Origin of the sequence: Mucilaginibacter sp. MD40, from assembly GCF_002288635.1 — a bacterium.
Lineage (GTDB): Bacteria > Bacteroidota > Bacteroidia > Sphingobacteriales > Sphingobacteriaceae > Mucilaginibacter.
The window spans coordinates 2,372,046-2,390,152 of the sequence record NZ_NRSW01000001.1 but is presented as its reverse complement, the minus strand read 5'-3'; the positions used below and the strand labels follow the sequence as shown (position 1 = coordinate 2,390,152).

Annotated in this window: 14 protein-coding genes; 7 read left to right on the top strand and 7 right to left on the bottom strand. The window is 42.5% G+C overall.

The genetic code is table 11. The features are described from left to right. Positions 1–197 precede the first annotated feature (197 nt). Both CKK33_RS10765 and CKK33_RS10760 read left to right on the top strand, forming a co-directional pair. Positions 198–1,139, top strand: a complete 942-nt coding sequence (locus tag CKK33_RS10765) for an ion channel (RefSeq protein WP_095704112.1) — start codon at positions 198–200, stop codon at positions 1,137–1,139. 115 nt (positions 1,140–1,254) lie between these two features. Continuing rightward, positions 1,255–2,805 carry a M20/M25/M40 family metallo-hydrolase gene (locus tag CKK33_RS10760; RefSeq protein WP_095704111.1) on the top strand — a complete coding sequence of 517 codons (1,551 nt, stop codon included), beginning with the start codon at positions 1,255–1,257 and terminating at the stop codon, positions 2,803–2,805. 70 nt (positions 2,806–2,875) lie between these two features. Here CKK33_RS10760 and CKK33_RS10755 read toward each other — a convergent pair whose 3' ends face one another. Then, on the bottom strand, positions 2,876–3,598 hold the full coding sequence (locus CKK33_RS10755) for a ThuA domain-containing protein (RefSeq protein ID WP_095704110.1): 723 nt from the start codon (positions 3,596–3,598) through the stop codon (positions 2,876–2,878). A gap of 49 nt (positions 3,599–3,647) precedes the next feature. Continuing rightward, positions 3,648–5,357 (bottom strand): GMC oxidoreductase, encoded by a 1,710-nt coding sequence (locus CKK33_RS10750; RefSeq protein ID WP_095704109.1) that lies wholly within the window; start codon positions 5,355–5,357, stop codon positions 3,648–3,650. 367 nt (positions 5,358–5,724) lie between these two features. Here CKK33_RS10750 and CKK33_RS10745 point away from each other — a divergent pair, with 367 nt between their 5' ends. The 4 genes from CKK33_RS10745 (at position 5,725) to CKK33_RS10730 (ending at position 12,626) form a co-directional block, all read left to right on the top strand. Continuing rightward, entirely contained in the window at positions 5,725–8,049 is a 2,325-nt protein-coding gene (locus tag CKK33_RS10745) for a penicillin-binding protein 1A (protein WP_095704108.1), read from the top strand. Positions 8,050–8,110: 61 nt separating this feature from the next. Continuing rightward, positions 8,111–11,332 carry a DPP IV N-terminal domain-containing protein gene (locus CKK33_RS10740; RefSeq protein ID WP_095704107.1) on the top strand — a complete coding sequence of 1,074 codons (3,222 nt, stop codon included), beginning with the start codon at positions 8,111–8,113 and terminating at the stop codon, positions 11,330–11,332. A gap of 110 nt (positions 11,333–11,442) precedes the next feature. After that, the gene (locus tag CKK33_RS10735) at positions 11,443–11,676 is read left to right on the top strand and encodes a hypothetical protein (protein ID WP_095704106.1); all 234 of its coding nucleotides are present in this window, start codon (positions 11,443–11,445) and stop codon (positions 11,674–11,676) included. Beyond that, positions 11,676–12,626, top strand: a complete 951-nt coding sequence (locus CKK33_RS10730; RefSeq protein ID WP_095704105.1) for an aldo/keto reductase — start codon at positions 11,676–11,678, stop codon at positions 12,624–12,626. The genes CKK33_RS10735 and CKK33_RS10730 overlap by 1 nt, the downstream gene beginning before the upstream one ends. Before the next feature lie 52 nt (positions 12,627–12,678). On the opposite strand, the gene CKK33_RS10725 is transcribed toward CKK33_RS10730, so the two are convergent. Continuing rightward, the gene (locus tag CKK33_RS10725; protein ID WP_095704104.1) at positions 12,679–13,419 is read right to left on the bottom strand and encodes a hypothetical protein; all 741 of its coding nucleotides are present in this window, start codon (positions 13,417–13,419) and stop codon (positions 12,679–12,681) included. A gap of 258 nt (positions 13,420–13,677) precedes the next feature. Between CKK33_RS10725 and CKK33_RS10720 the strand changes: the two genes are divergently transcribed. Then, positions 13,678–14,982, top strand: coding sequence for a sorbosone dehydrogenase family protein (locus CKK33_RS10720; protein WP_095704103.1), 1,305 nt, complete (start codon positions 13,678–13,680; stop codon positions 14,980–14,982). Between the two features lie 146 nt (positions 14,983–15,128). Here the strand turns inward: CKK33_RS10720 and CKK33_RS10715 are convergent, their stop codons facing one another. The 4 genes from CKK33_RS10715 to CKK33_RS10700 all read right to left on the bottom strand — a co-directional run bounded on the left by CKK33_RS10715 (position 15,129) and on the right by CKK33_RS10700 (position 17,989). Then, complete coding sequence (locus CKK33_RS10715) at positions 15,129–15,371, bottom strand: hypothetical protein (RefSeq protein ID WP_143822944.1); 243 nt, start codon at positions 15,369–15,371, stop codon at positions 15,129–15,131. Positions 15,372–15,405: 34 nt separating this feature from the next. After that, on the bottom strand, positions 15,406–16,155 hold the full coding sequence (locus tag CKK33_RS10710; protein ID WP_095704101.1) for an ABC transporter ATP-binding protein: 750 nt from the start codon (positions 16,153–16,155) through the stop codon (positions 15,406–15,408). Continuing rightward, positions 16,152–16,946, bottom strand: a complete 795-nt coding sequence (locus CKK33_RS10705) for an ABC transporter permease (RefSeq protein WP_233138190.1) — start codon at positions 16,944–16,946, stop codon at positions 16,152–16,154. Before CKK33_RS10705 ends, CKK33_RS10710 begins: the two co-directional genes overlap by 4 nt. 71 nt (positions 16,947–17,017) lie before the next feature. Further along, positions 17,018–17,989: an ABC transporter substrate-binding protein gene (locus CKK33_RS10700; RefSeq protein WP_095704099.1), complete on the bottom strand. Its 972-nt coding sequence runs from the start codon at positions 17,987–17,989 to the stop codon at positions 17,018–17,020. Between the last annotated feature and the right edge of the window lie 118 nt (positions 17,990–18,107).

Below are 18,107 nucleotides of genomic sequence, written 5' to 3'. Positions count from 1 at the left end.
ATATGGCAACCCTTCTGTGTATCTATTTATTATAAAAACAAAAATGAGGTTGCCTTACGATATATCGTTAAGCCACCACCAGTTATTGTTCAATTGTATTTTCATTACTTGTTGGCAAATATGTAAATTGTTTTAACCATTTGCAAATGATAAATGGGTACATGATTATATTTATGCCTTAAAGCTATTGTTTTATAATGTCCATAACTGAGCAAAAAGTAAATCCTGAAAATGATCTGGGGTTTGGCCCGCAACCCGTCATCAAAAGTCAGCCGTTATTAAATAAGGATGGCTCCGTTAATGTTAAACGAAAGGGTCTTTCACGCCTTAACACTGCCGATACTTACCATATGCTTATTACCATGAGCTGGACAAAGTTTTGGATAGTGGTAATGAGTGGGTACCTGGTTACTAACCTGATTTTCGCTGTTATTTATGTACTCATAGGAAAAGAAAGTTTAGATGGAACTGCTGCCCAAAATGGTATGAGCCATTTTTTAGACGCTTTTTTCTTTTCCGCGCAAACCATATCCACAGTTGGGTACGGTCACATTAGCCCTAAAGGTGTTGTTGCCAATACGGTTGCGGCTTTTGAATCCATGCTGGGTCTGTTGGCCTTCGCGCTGGCAACCGGTTTACTTTATGGGCGGTTTTCGAAACCTTCTGCCAAGATCATTTACAGCGAAAATCTGCTGGTTGCACCCTATAAAGACGGCCAGCAAGGTATTATGTTCAGGCTTTGCAATATACGCCGTAACGTACTTATTGATATTGGTATAGAAGTGATATTTTCTTATAACAAAGTTATTGACGGTAAACCTATAAGGCAATTCTTTCCCTTAGAGTTGGAACGGCGCAATGTAAGTATGTTAACCCTAAACTGGACCGTGGTACACCCTTTAAATGATAGTAGCCCGCTGGCGAAGATGAGTCGTAAAGAATTGGAGGAAACAGATGCCAGCTTTGCTGTTTTGCTTAGCGCTTTTGATGATACTTTCTCACAAACCGTGCATTCGCGTACGGCTTACCAAACTTCTGATATGGTTTGGTATGCCAAATTTGTGCCTATGTTTGAGCGCGATGATACAGGAAGAATTGTACTGGACATTACAAAAATAAATTCGCATGTATCTGTTTAGCAGTACATAAGCGTATTGATACATCTTGTTTCCATGTAAATGTTACAGAAGGTCAATCCTCGCGCTAACAGATTAAATGTACATTAGCATACTTAGCCCTATATCAACAATAAACATGAAGAACTTTAACAAACTATTTTTTGTAGCCGGTATCTGCATGAGCAGCGTAAGCTACGCGCAAACCAGCAATACCATGGTTAGCGATATTGTAAAAGAAGCTACCGAAAACTCACAACTACCAACACTTGCCCATGAATTGCTGGATGGCATAGGCCCCCGCCTGGTAGGTACACCTCAATTTGACAAAGCCGGTAAATGGGCTATAGACAAGTATAAAAGCTGGGGTATTACCGCACGACAGGAAAAATGGGGCGACTGGCGCGGTTGGGAACGCGGTATATCGCACATCGATATGGTGTACCCACGTATACATAGTATTGAAGGTACGCAGCTTGCCTGGAGCCCGGGTATGAAAAAACCGGTAACCGCCGAAACTATTATACTGGCCGATGTTGCCGATTCAACCGCTTTTGCAAAGTGGTTACCGGCTGTAAAAGGAAAATTTGTGATGATATCTATGAATCCTGTTAGCGGCCGCCCGGATGATAACTGGAAAGAATTTGCTTTACAAGGATCATTCGACAAAATGAAGGAAGAACGTACCGCACGTACCGAAGCATGGAGAAACCGTATTAAAAAGACTGGTTACACTACAAAAACACTTGCGATAGCACTGGAAAAAGCGGGCGCGGCAGGTATTATTACCAATTATTGGTCGCAGGGCTTTGGGGTTGATAAGATATTCGCCGCTTATACAAAAACCATCCCTACGGTAGACATTGCCCTGGAAGATTACGGTTTGTTGTATCGACTTACCGAAAATAACGAAAAACCACGTATTACAATTCAAACAGAATCTAAAGAGCTTGGAGCGGTACCTACGTTTAATGTTATCGGTGAAATTAAAGGGACCGAAAAGCCTGATGAATATGTAATGCTCTCGGCCCATTTTGACTCATGGGACGGTGCTACCGGCGCTACAGATAACGGCACAGGCACATTAACCATGATGGAAGCTATGAGGATATTAAAGAAAGTATATCCTAAGCCTAAACGCACCATATTGGTTGGCCATTGGTCAAGTGAAGAACAGGGTTTGAACGGTTCGCGTGCTTTTGTGGAAGATCACCCTGAAATTGTGGCTAACCTGCAGGCTTTATTCAACCAGGACAATGGCACAGGCCGAGTAGTAAACATCAGCGGGCAGGGCTTTGCTAAAGCCGGCGATTTTATCAGCAAATGGCTTGAAGCGGTTCCTGATACGATACGCCATCAAATAAAAACCAACTTTCCGGGCTCGCCGGGCGGAGGTGGCTCTGATTTTGCATCATTTGTAGCCGCAGATGCTCCTGGTTTTTCGTTAGGCTCAAACAGTTGGTCGTACGGTAATTATACCTGGCACACCAACCGCGATACCTATGACAAAATTGTTTTTGATGACCTGCGCAGCAATGCTATCCTAACCGCGATATTAGTTTATATGGCATCAGAAGACCCCAATAAGTTTCCTAGAGATAAGGCTGAATTACCGGTTAATAGCAATACCGGACAGCCTGGAAAATGGCCGCAGCCGGTTAAGGCTAACCGCCATGGTGGTTTTGAATAACGATACACAAACAAAACAGAGAAACCCGCTTTTTATAGGCGGGCTTCTCTGTTTTGTTTGTGTTAATCAATTACTTTGACCGCCCCATAGCGTATTTGATACCGCCTAAAAGATGTTTCAGGAATAAAGGTTCACTATACGAGGCGTCGGTGTGGCCCAATGCGGTATAAAATGCGCGTCCGCCGTCATAATTATGATACCAGCTCATAGGGTGATTACTTCCGTTTTCGCCTCCGGTATAACTTTTTTCATCTATAGTGATCAATACATGCAGGCCCTTAGCTATCCATTTGTAATTATACCACTCATCTAACCTGCGCCAAACTACCGGCAGGTGTTTGGTGGCAATAAATTTACGGTCAACTACATGCAGGTCAGCCTCCTGCTGTTTGCTGGGGTGACTTTTAAAATATGCACCAACCAGGTTGCCATACCAGGGCCAGACGTATTCGGTATCTGTTGCAGAGTGCACGCCAACAAAACCACCGCCCTGCTTTATATATTGCTCAAAGGCTGCCTGTTGTTCATTGTTTAAAACATCACCTGTTGTGCTTAAGAAAATGACAGCCTTATACTTTTTTAAATTTTGCAGGGTAAATAATGCTGAGTTCGTGGTAGTGTCTACATCAAAGTTATTCTCCTGACCCATTTTAATAACTGCAGGTACACCAACCGCTATAGATTCATGGTGAAAGCCGGCTGTTTTGCTAAATACCAACACGCGTGGTTTGGCAAAACCAAATACCGTAGCACTTAACATCATCATGAACGCTACTAAAATATTTTTTCTCATAATATCATTTATTGTGAACGGTACTATCACCGGACTTTTTTGTGTTTAATTATATGTTACCCTTTTTTAATTCATCAACGGCGAAATTTGCCGCGCGGGCAGTAAGCGCCATGTAAGTTAACGATGGGTTTTGGCAAGCTGATGAAGTCATGCAGGCACCATCAGTAACAAATACATTTTTGGCATCCCAAACCTGATTGTGTTTATTAAGGACGGATGTTTTGGGATCAAACCCCATACGCGCCGTACCCATTTCGTGGATACCATCGCCAACATTATGGCCCCAGTCGTGCGTTTCCACTTGTTTTACGCCTGCCTCTTCAAGCATTGCTTTAGCTTCGTTTACAATATCAATACGCATTTTACGCTCGTTGTCTTTTATCTCCGCATCCATAGAGAGTACGGGCAAGCCCCACTTATCTTTAACTTTTGAGTCGAGGGTAATTTTATTTTCATGATAAGGCAATAGCTCACCAAAGCCACCTATACCCATAGTCCATGGGCCGGGTTCGCTTAAAGAATCCTTATATTTGGTACCTAAACCATATTCAGCTATTTCGCGGCTCCAGCCCTCTCTTCCTGCTGCACCCTGGTAACCAAAACCCCTAAGATAATCGCGTTTATCTTTACCAATATTAGCAAAACGGGCTACATACACCCCATTAGCCCTGCGACCGAAATAATATTTATCCTCATACCCCTCTACCAAACCACTTGCGCCTAAGTTATAATGGTGATCCATAATGTTATGCCCAAGTTCACCGCTGCTGCTGCCAAGGCCCTGTGGCCATATGTCAGTAGCAGAGTTCATCAGCACCCACGCACTGTTTAACGCCGATGCATTAAGGAAAACCACTTTAGCATAAAACTCATATGTTTTATGAGTTTCAGTATCCAGCACCTCTACTCCTTTGGCTTTTTGGGTATTTTTATCATACAATACCTTAGTAACAATAGATTGCGGCCTAACCGTTAGATTACCTGTTTTAACCGCGGCGGGCAACGTTGATGCCTGCGTACTGAAATACCCTCCGAACGGACACCCTTCCCAGCAACGGTTACGATACTGGCAATTGGTACGGTTGTTATAAGGAATAGTAATGTTGGCAGAACGGCCAATAATCATGTGCCGTCCAAATTTTTTCTTAATGCTTGCTGCTACGTCCTTTTCTACCACATTAAGTTCCATTGGTGGCAGGAAATGCCCATCCGGCAAATTAGGAATACCTTCCAGAGAACCGCTTACACCAATAAATTTTTCGACGTGATCATACCAGGGAGATATATCCTTGTACCGTATTGGCCAGTCAATAGCCCAACCGTCTTTCGCGTTCGCTTCAAAATCCAGGTCGCTCCAGCGGTAGCTTTGTCTGCCCCACAAAATGGATCTGCCACCCATCCGGTATGATCGCCACCAGTTAAAAGGTTTTACTTCGGTGTAGGGCGCTTCCTTTTCATCAACCCAGGCATCCATAATAGCTTCAGTAGCACCCCAGCCACGTGATATAACCGGTCTTTCCTTGCGTTGGGCCAGGGTTACATTACCGCGGTGCTCAAACTCCCAGGGCGCTTTTTGCGCGGTTTTATAATCCTTAATATGTTCATAATTATGCCCCCGTTCAAGCATTAATGTTTTAAGCCCAAGCTCGGTAAGTTCCTTGGCGGCCCAGCCACCACTTATACCGGAGCCTACTACGATAGCGTCGTAGGTGTTACCGGCAACGGCCTTTAAGTTTAAGTTAGCAGATAGGTTTTCCATTTTTAAAATTTAAACCGGTATGGGGCGCCCGGGTGGGTTAATTGGTATAAACAATATTATTGATTAAAAGCCAATAAATCAATTGTATCATCAGCAATTAATTACTGAGTAAAAGATTTTTAGTAGATGTAATGAAATATAAAATCCGCTTTTATTAGGTCCCGAAACAAGGTAGTTAAACCGTCTACTCCACATATCTCACATCAATATCAGCATGGTTTACTTCTATGCAATTGTACAAATATGTATCTGTTGCAAATATTTTGGCCGGATATCTTTAACTTAAAATTTACTTGTTAAAATTGCGTTGTTAACTTTTAGCTGCGCTCAGCTATGATTTGGGCGTATAATTTTTCATCTTTACCCAATGTTCAGAGAAATAAAGAACCGGTACTTAAGATACTTTATCATCTTCATATATTCTATTATCATTTTCTTTTGCTCTATAGAGCTCAATTTCCTGTGGCTATTTGGCTATTCGCCTGATATGAAGGATATTAAGCAACCTTCCATGTCACTGGCATCAGAGGTTTACACCGCCGATGGAAAATTGATAGGTCGTTTTTACAAAGAAAACCGCTCACCGGTTGAATATAAAGCCATATCGCCCTACATTATACACGCGCTGGTAGCTACAGAAGACGCACGCTTTTACAAGCATAACGGTGTTGATTTTATTGGCTTTACCGGTAGCTTGCTTTCTACCGCAAAAGGCGACAGACGTGGCGGCAGTACCATTACGCAACAGTTGGCTAAAAACCTATTTAGTACACGTAAGCGCAAATCACAGGGCTTTATACGCCATATACCAGTGTTACGCACCATTGTTTTTAAGTGCAAAGAGTGGCTCACTGCTTTTAAAATTGAACGCCAATATAGTAAGGAAGAAATTTTAACCCTGTATTTAAATACAGTACCTTTCGGTAATAATACTTTCGGTATAAAAACGGCTACTTTAAGGTATTTCAATAAAATGCCTAACGTTGTAAGCCCGGCAGAAGCAGCTACATTAATAGGTATGCTTAAAGCTACCTCAACTTACAATCCGCGCACCAATCCCCAGCGTTCGCTTGAGCGCCGTAATGTGGTTTTGGGGCAGATGGAAAAATATGGTTACCTGAAACCTGCCGAATTTAAAGCTGAAACACAAAAGCCTTTAGCCCTGGATTTGAGTTATATTGATAACACCGGATCGGGCGATTCGTACTTGCGCCATGCCGTTGAGAAATGGCTGGACAAGTGGTGCAAGGAAAACAACTATGACCTTTACGAGGATGGCTTGAAAATTTACACGACTATTGATTCCCGTTTACAGCAATATGCTGAGGAAGCTGTAGCTCAAAAAATGAAGATGCTGCAAAAACGCTTTAACAACCTTTGGGGAAATAAAAACCCCTGGCGCGATAGCAAAGGCGTGGAGATAAAAGACTTTATCCTTAAGAACGAACAGCGCCTGCCTATTTACAAGCTACTTAGTAAAAAGTATAACGGCGATACCAGTAAAATAAACGAGTATTTTAATCAAAAGAAACGCATGAGCGTTTTTACCTGGAAAGGCGATCAGGATACGACCTTCTCTACTGTCGACTCGATAAAATATTACGCCAAAATACTTAATACCGGCATGATGACCATGGAGCCATCAACCGGAAAAATTAAAGTCTGGGTGGGTGGTATTAACCATAAGTACTTTAATTATGATCACGTGAACCAGGCAAAACGCCAGGCAGGCTCAACCTTTAAACCGTTTGCATATGTAACAGCAATAGATAATGGTTTTACCCCTTGCGATAAGTTTACTGATAAGCCGGTTACTATCAAATTTAAAGATGAAGGAAAGGATGATGTATGGGAGCCTAAGAATGCCGATTTCCATTTCTCCTACAGGGAAATGTCGTTACGTTGGGCAATGGGTAAATCGGTTAACTCTATAACCGCACAAGTTACAGAGCGTGTTGGATGGGACAAAATTGTGGAATATGCCCACAAGATCGGTATAGAAAGCTATTTAAAATCTGTTCCTTCGGTATCACTGGGCTCAAATGATGTATCGGTTTATGAGATGGTACGCGCCTACAGTACTTTCTTAAATAAAGGCGAAAAAGTTGATCCGATACTGGTTGAACGTATCACCGACCAGGATGGCGATCTTATAAAAGAATTTAAGCTGAAAACAGAACGTGTTTTGAGCGAAGAAACCGCATGGCTAATGCTTTATATGTTCCGCGGAGGAATGGAAGAACCCGGAGGCACATCTCAAGCGCTTTGGGAATATCCTGAACTTTGGAAAAAGAACAATCAGATAGGCGGTAAAACAGGTACATCATCTGATTATGTTGACGGATGGTACATGGGCATCACCAAAGACCTTGTAACAGGCATTTGGGTTGGTGCTGATGACCGCAGCGTACACTTTACCTCATCAGAAACAGGTGAAGGTTCACATACCGCGCTGCCGATATTTGGCGCCTTTATGGAAAAGGTATATACAGATCCTAAATCGGGTTACACTTACGGGCCTTTCCCGAAACCCTGGGTGAAAATCACTAAGGAATACATGTGTCCGTCACCGGTGATCAGGGAGGATACTACATCGTCAGACACTTCTGAGATGCCGATGGATACTACCGCTGCACCAGTGCCTGTGCCACAACCCGAAGAAAAGCCTGAAGGTACGCCAGCCGGGAATTAGCCGGGAATAATTTGAAAAAGGAGCAATTTTTCATTAAATAAAGCTACTACATCACAATTATATGAATAAACGTTTCCCTTTTAATTTAAATCTTAAAACGGTTATAGCGGCTTTATGCATTTTTGTTGCGGTATCGTTTTCGCAACATGCAAGCGCCCAATATTTCGGGCAAAACAAGGTTAGATATAAAAAGCTCGATTTTAAGGTATACAAAACTCCGCATTTTGAAATTTACTATTATCTCAGGAATGACAGCCTGATCAAGCGGTTCGCACAGGAAAGCGAACTGTGGTATACTTTGCATCAGCAGGTTTTCAGAGATACATTTAATAAACCTAATCCCATTATCCTATATGCTAACCACCCCGATTTTCAGCAAACTACCGCTATTGATGGCGAAATTGGCGTAGGTACCGGCGGTGTTACCGAAGGATTAAAAAACCGGGTAGTAATGCCAATAATGGAAACCAACCAAACCACGCGCCATGTTCTGGGGCATGAGCTGGTGCATGCTTTTCAATACCACACTTTGTTGGGACGCGATTCAGCAAATTTTGAGAATATCAACAATCTGCCATTGTGGATGATAGAAGGGATGGCCGAATACCTTTCTATAGGAAAAAAAGATGCTTACACCGCTATGTGGATGCGCGATGCGTATCTGAACAAGGATATACCTACCGTTAAGGATCTTACCGAGAGCAATAAATATTTCCCATACCGTTATGGCGAAGCCTTCTGGTCGTTCTTAGGGTCAACCTATGGCGATACCATCATTGTGCCTTTCTTTAAAAATGTTGCCCGGTATGGCCTGCAATATGGCATACGCCGAACTTTTGGATACGATGATAAAACCTTATCGCGGTTATGGCAAAACTCTATTATCAATACCTACAAGCCATTTCTTAAAGACACCGTACAAAAACCGATCGGCTTACGGGTAATTGACGCTAAAGCAGGTGGCGACTTAACCGTAGCTCCTTCTGTGAGCCCTGATGGACGTTATCTGGCTTTTTTATCTTCAAAAAATTTATTCAGTATTGATCTTTACCTGGCCGATGCTAAAACAGGCCGTATTATTAAACAGCTCACCAGCAAAATATCAAACACACACATCGATGAATTTAATTTCATCGAGTCGGCTGGTACATGGTCGCCTGACGGGCGTAAGTTCGCGTTCAGCGTATTTGCCAAAGGCCGAAACAGGATGCTTATAGTAAGCGTACCGGATGGTAAAATACTGGATGATGTATCAATGGGTAAGGCCGAGCAATTCAGCAACCTTTCCTGGTCGCCGGATGGTAAGAGCGTAGTTTTCCAGGGGATGTCTGAAGGACAAAGCGACTTATACCTGTATAACTTCGACACCAAGCAGGTTAAGCAGCTCACTAACGATAAATATTCAGATTATCAGCCCGATTTTTCGCGGGATGGCAAACACATCATATTCAGCAGCGACCGCGCTACTTATGATAAATCACTTTCGCAAGACATTACTTTTAACCTGGCTGAGCTGGATCTTGCAACAGGTAAAATAACTAATATTGATGTATTTAACGGAGCCAATAACCTTAACCCGCAATACTCGGCAGATAATACGCAGGTATATTTCCTTTCAAACAGGGATGGTTTCCGCAATCTTTACCGGTACACCTTTACCACGGGTAAGGTAGAACAGCTTACTGAGTTATTCACCGGGATATGCGGTATAACGGAGTTTTCGCCTGCCTTAAGTGTTTCTGATCATGATGATGTGGTTTACTCTTATTACCGTTCGCAAAAATATTCGGTGTATAATGCCAAAGCATCCGACTTTAATGCGATAACGGTTGAACCCGGTAAAACCGATTTTACTGCGGCTATGCTTCCTCCTACAAAGGCTGTCGGGGTTGACCTGATCAACAGCAATCTGAACAATTACCTTGCATATCGTAAAATCCCGACCGATTCTATTCGCAGTATACCTTATCGCCCTAAATTTAAGCTGGACGCGTTGGCCAGCAGCGGTGTGGGTGTGGGCGTAAACAGCGTATACGGCGCAGGGTTATCAAGTGGTATCATGGGCGTTTTCAGCGATATACTGGGTCGTAACCAAATATACGCCGGAGCATCCGTAAATGGCGCTATTTATGATTTTGGCGCCTCTGTACTTTATCTTAATCAACAAGGCCGCTGGACTTTAGGGGCAGGCGCTTCACATATCCCCTACCAATCGGGTATGTACAGCGCTGCTTTCACAACACGTAGCATAAACGGCACCAATACACCTGTTTATGAAGAACGTACGGACATTATTCGCACTTTTGAGGACGCCTTACAAGGTGTAGCTTCCTATCCCTTCTCACGTACATTAAGAGCGGAATTTGGCGCAACCGCGTCACGCTACTCATACCGGGTAGACAGGTATAGTAGCTACTACAATTACCAAACAGTTGATGATGGTAAGGGAAACCAGGTTACTAATATTGGTTACCAGGTAGATTTCCAAAAACATAAGATTTCGAGGGAAGAGTTTCTTTCAGAAACTGGTGTTGACCTGCGTGCTTTCCAGGTGTATGGTACCAGCGCGGCCATTGTTGGCGACGATTCTTATTTTGGTATAGCTGCCCCACTGGGCGGCCACCGTTTCAGGCTCGAAGCAGAGTATAATGTAGGTAGTTATCAGTTCTTCTCTCCTACTATCGACCTGCGTAAATACGTGCGGATGGCCCCGGTAACTTTAGCGGCGAGGCTGTATGGTTACGGGCGTTTTGGTAACACTAATAATAATCTGTACCCCTTATACCTTGGGTATCCGTTCCTTATTCGCGGTTATGAGTCGCAAACTTTTTATAACGCCAATAAAACCAGCACCAATAATTTCACTATTGACCAATTATCCGGAAACCGTATAGCCGTAGCCAATTTTGAAGTACGCCTGCCATTTACAGGCCCCGAAAAGCTGGCGGCTATTAAATCTAAATTCCTGTTTACAGACCTTAATCTGTTTTTTGACGCCGGTTTGGCATGGAATGCCGGCGACAAAATTACCCTTGGTACAACCAACCCGGAGTTTGTGCGTAATGATGTGCTACGTAACCGCAATGGCGACCCCATACTTGATGCTAATGGTAACCAGCAGCCCACCACCGTTTATAGCCGTGTGCCTGCTTTAAGTGCCGGGATATCAATAAGGATTAACCTTTTTGGCGCTATAATTCTTGAACCTTATTATGCCATACCATTTAACCGCACAGATGTTAAAACCGGTGTTTTCGGCCTTAACTTTACACCCGGTTGGTAACACACAATATTCCTGATCATACAAAAAGCGGCACATGCCGCTTTTTTAGTTTAACAACTAATACAGCAAACACAAACTATGACATGTTGTTATTTTAATAAACATAGCATATGGCACAACAATTTGAAGCAACATTAACCGGCTCTGACACCACTGTTGACGGCTGGGTTACAGAAACCGGCAACGGGATTTATACTTTTAAAGCGATAGATGACAGTTTGGAGCTAACTATAGCTAAAAACGAACATGGCTATTGGGAACGCATAGGCGGTTCAGAACCTTACTTTTCTGCCTGGGTTGAAGAACTGGCCGAACAAATTAGCATAAACAAGACAACTGTATAATGGAAAAACGTGAATTAGGAAGATCGGGTATAAAGGTTGCACCACTCTGTTTTGGTGGTAATGTTTTTGGCTGGACTATCGACGAAAAAACATCATTCGATATTTTAGATGCTTTTGTTGATAACGGGTTTGACTTTATAGATACTGCCGATGTATACTCCAGGTGGGCTAACAACGGCGTTGGTGGCCAGTCTGAAACAATTATTGGTAACTGGCTTAAACAAGGCGGTAAGCGTGATAAGGTAGTTATAGCTACCAAATTGGGCAAGCCTATGGCTGATAACAAAAAAGGATTATCAAAAACTTACATCCGTGAGGCTATAGATGCCTCTCTCAAAAGATTGAATATTGATTATATAGATCTTTACCAGGCACATGAAGATGATACGCAAACCCCGCTTGAGGAAACTTTGGAAACCTTTACAGACTTGATAAAGGAAGGAAAAGTGAGGGCAATAGGCGCATCAAATTATGGAGCAGAGAGGTTACGTGAGGCTTTAAAGGTAAGTTCGGAAAATGGTTTTGCCCGTTATGAAACCTTGCAACCTGAGTACAATTTGTACGACCGACAGGATTATGAACGCCAGTATGAAGCCTTATGCCATGAAAACAATCTGGGTGTTATTAGTTACTTTTCATTAGCAAGCGGCTTTTTAACCGGTAAGTATCGTTCCGAGAATGATCTGAATAAAAGCAAGAGAGGTGCGGGCATTAAAAAGTATCTTGATAAAAGGGGCTTTTTAATCCTACGTGCGCTTGATGAAGTAGCCGCTACTTATAACTCCAGCCCGGCAAGTGTAGCTTTGGCCTGGTTAATGGCAAGGCCCGGTATTACTGCTCCCATTGCCAGCGCTACCAGCATCAGCCAATTAAATGAGCTGATCAGATCAACGGAGTTAAACCTCAACCCGGAAGATGTTGAGAAACTGACTACAGCAAGCATCTATTAAACAAAAGAGCCCTGCACATTGAAGTGAAGGGCTCTTTGCTTTGAAATCTACATTAGAATCTTGCGCCGCGGGCTGTAGGGACATTTCCGTTCCCGGCAAGCTGGTTAGCAAAACCGGGGTTATCTCTTCTGCCCCAGCCTCGTCCGCCTCTGTCATCATTGCCGTTTCTTCTGTCGGGTTGTGGTTGTTGCCAGTTATTGTTACGTGGTTGAGCGTTCCAGTTATTGTTACCCCCGGGGTAACCGTCGTTCTGTCTGTTCCAGTTACTACGGTTATCATTATCCGGTCTGTTCCATCCGTTACGGTTATCATTCCATCTGTCGTAACCCTGGTTGTTCCAGCGGTTATCATTGTTACGTCTCGCGTAGCCATCGTTTCTGCGGCTCCAGTCCCATCCTCTGTAATAATTACCACCCCATTTATTCCGGTAATAATCGTGGTTGAAGAATGGTCTGCTGGCCCTTACTTCAAAACGTCGGGCGCTTCGCCAGTCATAGTTGCGGTAAGCACCGGGTAAATATGCGGCGGATACCCATCTTCCGTCATTTTGATAATAGTAGCAGTGGCGATGTACGCTGTAATATGCCTCCACCTCAGGCAGATAATAATAATCATCGCCGTTATCATAATAATCGTCGTCATCATCAACTATCACGGGTTGTGGTGGCGGGGCGGGTGCATAAACCGGCCTGGCAGGTATGTTAAACCCAAAATGTATAGACACCTGGGCTTTTGCCGGTAAATAAAATAAGCTGCCGAAGAATATTGCTGAGAGTATTACTGACCTTTTCATAACTTTAAATTTTATAAACTTATGACGGCAGAGAATATATAGAGTTTAATTACTCATAAAAAAATATCACTACAAATCCATATATCAATATTTAATTTTTCACGGCAGTAATAAATTAAAATATAATTACGAAAACAAACGTCTTAAAAATGTTACGCAGATGATTAGCAAACACAATTTAAGGCCAACTGTATTTATTAACTTGGTGAACTATTTCTAATCAATTCTTGTGTGCAACTTTAACTAACATCTTATATCATGAATAAAACACTCAAAATTGTTTTGCCGGCCCTTGCCCTATCAGCATCGGTACTGTTTAACGCCTGTAAAAGCAATAACAGTAAAACAGCTGTTGACGATACCCTAAAAAGCTCAGCAGATACTACAAAAACTGCAGCCGGCATAGCTGTTCCGGATGGTTTCACGGCAACGGTTATTGCAAAAGATCTGGGTGGTACACGCCATATCGTGGTATCGCCAAAGGGAGTTATTTACGTTAAACTTGGCCAGCCTAAGGATGGCAAAGGCATTTTAATGCTTGTTGAAAACAATGGTGCAGCTGAAGTGAAAGCCAGTTTCGGCGACTACGGCGGTACCGGTATCACCATTAAAAATGGCTATTTGTACGCTTCATCTAACCAGGATATTTACCGCTATAAGCTCAACGATAAAGATGAAGTAATAGACCCATCAAAACCTGAAAAGATTGTGACCGGGTTGATCGACCGTCATCAGCACGAATCAAAATCAATAGTACTGGATGATGCAGGTAACTTATATACTAATATTGGTGCTTACTCTAATTCATGCCAGATAAAAGACAGGGAAAAAGGGTCATTGGGACAAAAAGACTGCCCTATATTAGATTCGGCAGGCGGTATATGGCAGTTTAAAGCCGACAAGCCTAACCAAACTTATAAAGATGGTGTGCACTATGCCACCGGCTTACGCAACGTGGTAGGGCTCGACTGGAATAAGCAGGATAACCAATTGTTTGTGATGCAACATGGCCGCGACGGTTTGCACGATTTATTTCCTGACCTGTACACCGTTCAACAGCAAGCCGAGTTGCCTGCAGAATGTATGTACGCGCTAAAAAAAGGCGATAACGCCGGATGGCCATATATTTATTACGATCAGTTGCAGAAAAAGAAAATGCTGGCCCCTGAATATGGTGGCGATGGCAAAAAAGAAGGTGATAGCAAGTTTATTGATCCGGTAGCGGCTTACCCTGGCCACCTTGCTCCTAACGGCTTACTATTTTATACAGCCAGCCAGTTCCCCGAACAATACAAAAACGGCGCTTTTATAGCTTTCCACGGATCATGGAACCGCGCACCGGAACCACAGGCAGGTTATTATGTGGTATTCCAAGTGTTTAAAGATGGCAAGCCAAGTGGCGACGGAGTAGTTTTTGCGGATAATTTTTCAGGCTCGCCTCAAAATACCGCAAAAGGTGCTGCACAGCACCGCCCATGTGGCTTAGCACAGGGGCCAGATGGGTCACTGTATGTAACTGATGATTCCAAAGGATACATTTACAAAATATCCTACAAGAAATAAGACATAACGAAAAAAAGGTAAGCAAGCGCTTACCTTTTTTTCGTTTAATAAATAAGCGCCATTACATTTTGCATACCTGAGGGATAAGGTATTACCTGCACGTACAAATGCACTCAGGTTTATGGTAACGGCGCTCTTCAGGAAGCTTACGCCGCCTGATTTACTTTAATTTTTTCAATCTGATAGTTGTTCATCAGTTCTTTTTCGGAAATAATCACACTAAAATCGTCAAACCTTACGCCGTTCTCAAAAGCATAGAGTGTATAACCCCGTTTATTACCATCGTAAGCGCCCAGCTCGAATATTTCATCGTAGTTCTTTGCTTTTATTTTAGCGCCACTTACTAACTGGTAAGCGTCAAATATATTTTCAAATGTTGTGTTTTTCATAGTACTGGCTTTAATACAATTTCTTTGCCAGTTTTTATCCAAACCATTCAAACACATCAGTTTGTTTTAATGTGCTTTTTTCTATACCTGTAATGTCTTTTAAAATATTCCCTTCGTCCATTTGAATAATACGCGAGCCATAATTAACAGCATCTTTTAAATTATGCGTTACCATCACCGCGGTGAGTTTAAACTGCTTGATAATATCATCGGCTATGCGCAAAATATTTGTAGCAGAACGTGGGTCCAAGGCGGCTGTGGGCTCATCTAACAAAAGTATTTTACAATTGTCCATCACGCTCATCAATAAAGTAAGCGCCTGCCTTTGTCCGCCGGATAAAGTACCAATGGGCTGCTCCAGTTTGTTTTCAAGGCCCATGTTCAAGTTAGCTATACGGTCACGCACTTTGTTTTTAAATTCGGTAGTTTTACCGATAGTGAGTGATTTAGTTTGGGTACGCAATGCTGCAAGACGAAAATTATCAATAATGCTTAGGTCAGCCGCAGTACCCAACAAAGGGTTTTGGAATATACGGGCAATCCATTTGCTGCGTTGGTGCTCAGGTAATTTGGTTACGTCATTACTATCAATTATAACGCTCCCCTCGTTGGGAAGTATACTGCCTGATATGACATTGAGCAATGTTGACTTGCCCGAACCATTAGCACCAACTATAATTACATATTCGCCTTCGGCTATTTGCAGGTTTACAGAGCCAAGTGCGTTTATCGCGTTCGCTTTTCCCGGGTTAAAGGTTTTGCTGACATCGTTAAGCGCTATCATATTTCCCTTCGAATTAAGCGTGGTATCCCCACAATAATAAGTACAAACAAGGCAATTACCAATTTTAACAAATTGGCATCAACACCAATACTCAGTGTAAAGGCCAATACGAGTTGAAATACAATTGCTCCGGCCAAAACGAGGAGTAAATTAAGCCATACTGAAGTTATTTGCAGCCAGTTTATAATGGTTTCTGCAATGATAACTGACCCCAACCCGATAATGACGCTGCCTATTCCCATATTAATATCAGCATAACCTTGCTGCTGTGCCATCAGGTAACCGCTTAAAGCTGTAAGGGCATTGGCCATCGCGAGGCCTATGATCTTCATTCTATCAGTATTTACTCCAAGTGCCCTTATCATGGGTTCACTATTACCGGTTGCCCGCATAGCAATGCCAAAATCTGTTTTGAGTATGTAACCAATAATCAGCATAATCATAACGATAAAGACAATTACGATGAGTAATGATTTCGAAACGCTGTCTTGTGTACTACTTAGTATAGAAAACAAATTGGAAACGTTCAACAAAGGCACGTTAGAACGTCCAAGGATGGTAAGGTTTACAGAGTATAGTGCAGTCATCACTAATATACCCGCTAACAAGGCATTTATTTTAAGTTTAGTATGAATTAGACCTGTAAGCGCACCTGCTACTGCACCGGCTAAAAGAACGCTTAGAAATATCAAATAACCAGGCTGATGATGCGTGAGCATTACGCCGGTAACCGCGCCACCTAAAGTATAACTACCATCTGTGGTGATATCCGGAATATTAAATATTTTCATAGATATATATATCCCGAATGCAATGCCGGCAAAACAAAAGCCCTGTAATATGGCGGTCAGGTAAAACTCCATTATTTTACGGCTTCAAAACCTGCAGGTATATTAATATTGAAGTGTTTAGTTACGGCAGGATTATAAACACGTTTACGCACTTTTACCATTTCAAGTTTAAGCCCGTCGGTTTTGTGGGATTTCAGGTATTGTGCAGCCTGTAAGCCCGATTGATAGCCCCATTGATAAATATCGGCGCCAAACGCGGCCACTGCTCCTCTTTGTACCAGGCCTGCTTCGCTGGTAAAAATGGGTACATCTTTATCATTACAACTTTTTAATATGGTTTCAAACGCGGCAAAAACAGTATTGTCAGGGTTGGCAAAAAATGCGTCGATACCTTTACCCAACAAACCTTGCGTAACCAATTGCGCATCGGCAGATGAGTTAAGCGGTAACGCTATGATCTTAACGCCAAGCTTAGCTGCAAGCCCCTGTATACGTTGCAATGCATCGGCCGATTGTGGTTCGGACTGGTTGTAGATCATGCCCACAACCAGTTGCAATCCCTTAGGCTTAACCAGTTTTGGAATAATTGCGAAAGATGTATCGATGTAATTGAGATCTTCCATCGTACCGAAAAGATTGGCGGGTCCCTTACCGTTGGCATCGGCTACCTTCATGCGCTCCGGTGTAGGCGACACCATCTGGAAAATAGGAATAATCTTGGTTTTTTGTATCGCAGCCACTGTTGCAAGCGTTGTAGAAGTACCCAAAAGATCAACCCGTTCTGCCACCAGTTGATTAACAATTTGAGAAAGTGTTGGAATGCTCCCTTGTGCGTTGTTATATTTTATTTTGATGTTTCCCTTTTCTTCGCTGTAGCCATTGGCCTTTAAAGCATCTACAAAACCATTTTTAGCTTGTGATATAGTAGCATCTTCAAACGCGTCAACAAAGCCAACTACTGGCACATCGCTCTTTTTTGATGAACAGGCAGCGATGATTAAAATTAGTGAGAAGGCCAAGAAATAATAACGTATCAGTTTCATTCTACTAAGGTAAATAATCAACACAATACAAAATACAGGTAACATTTAATTGTTTTGCAGCGTTGTTAATATTAGATAGTTTAAAAGTCATTTTATCCGCATTAAATTAACATAAGAA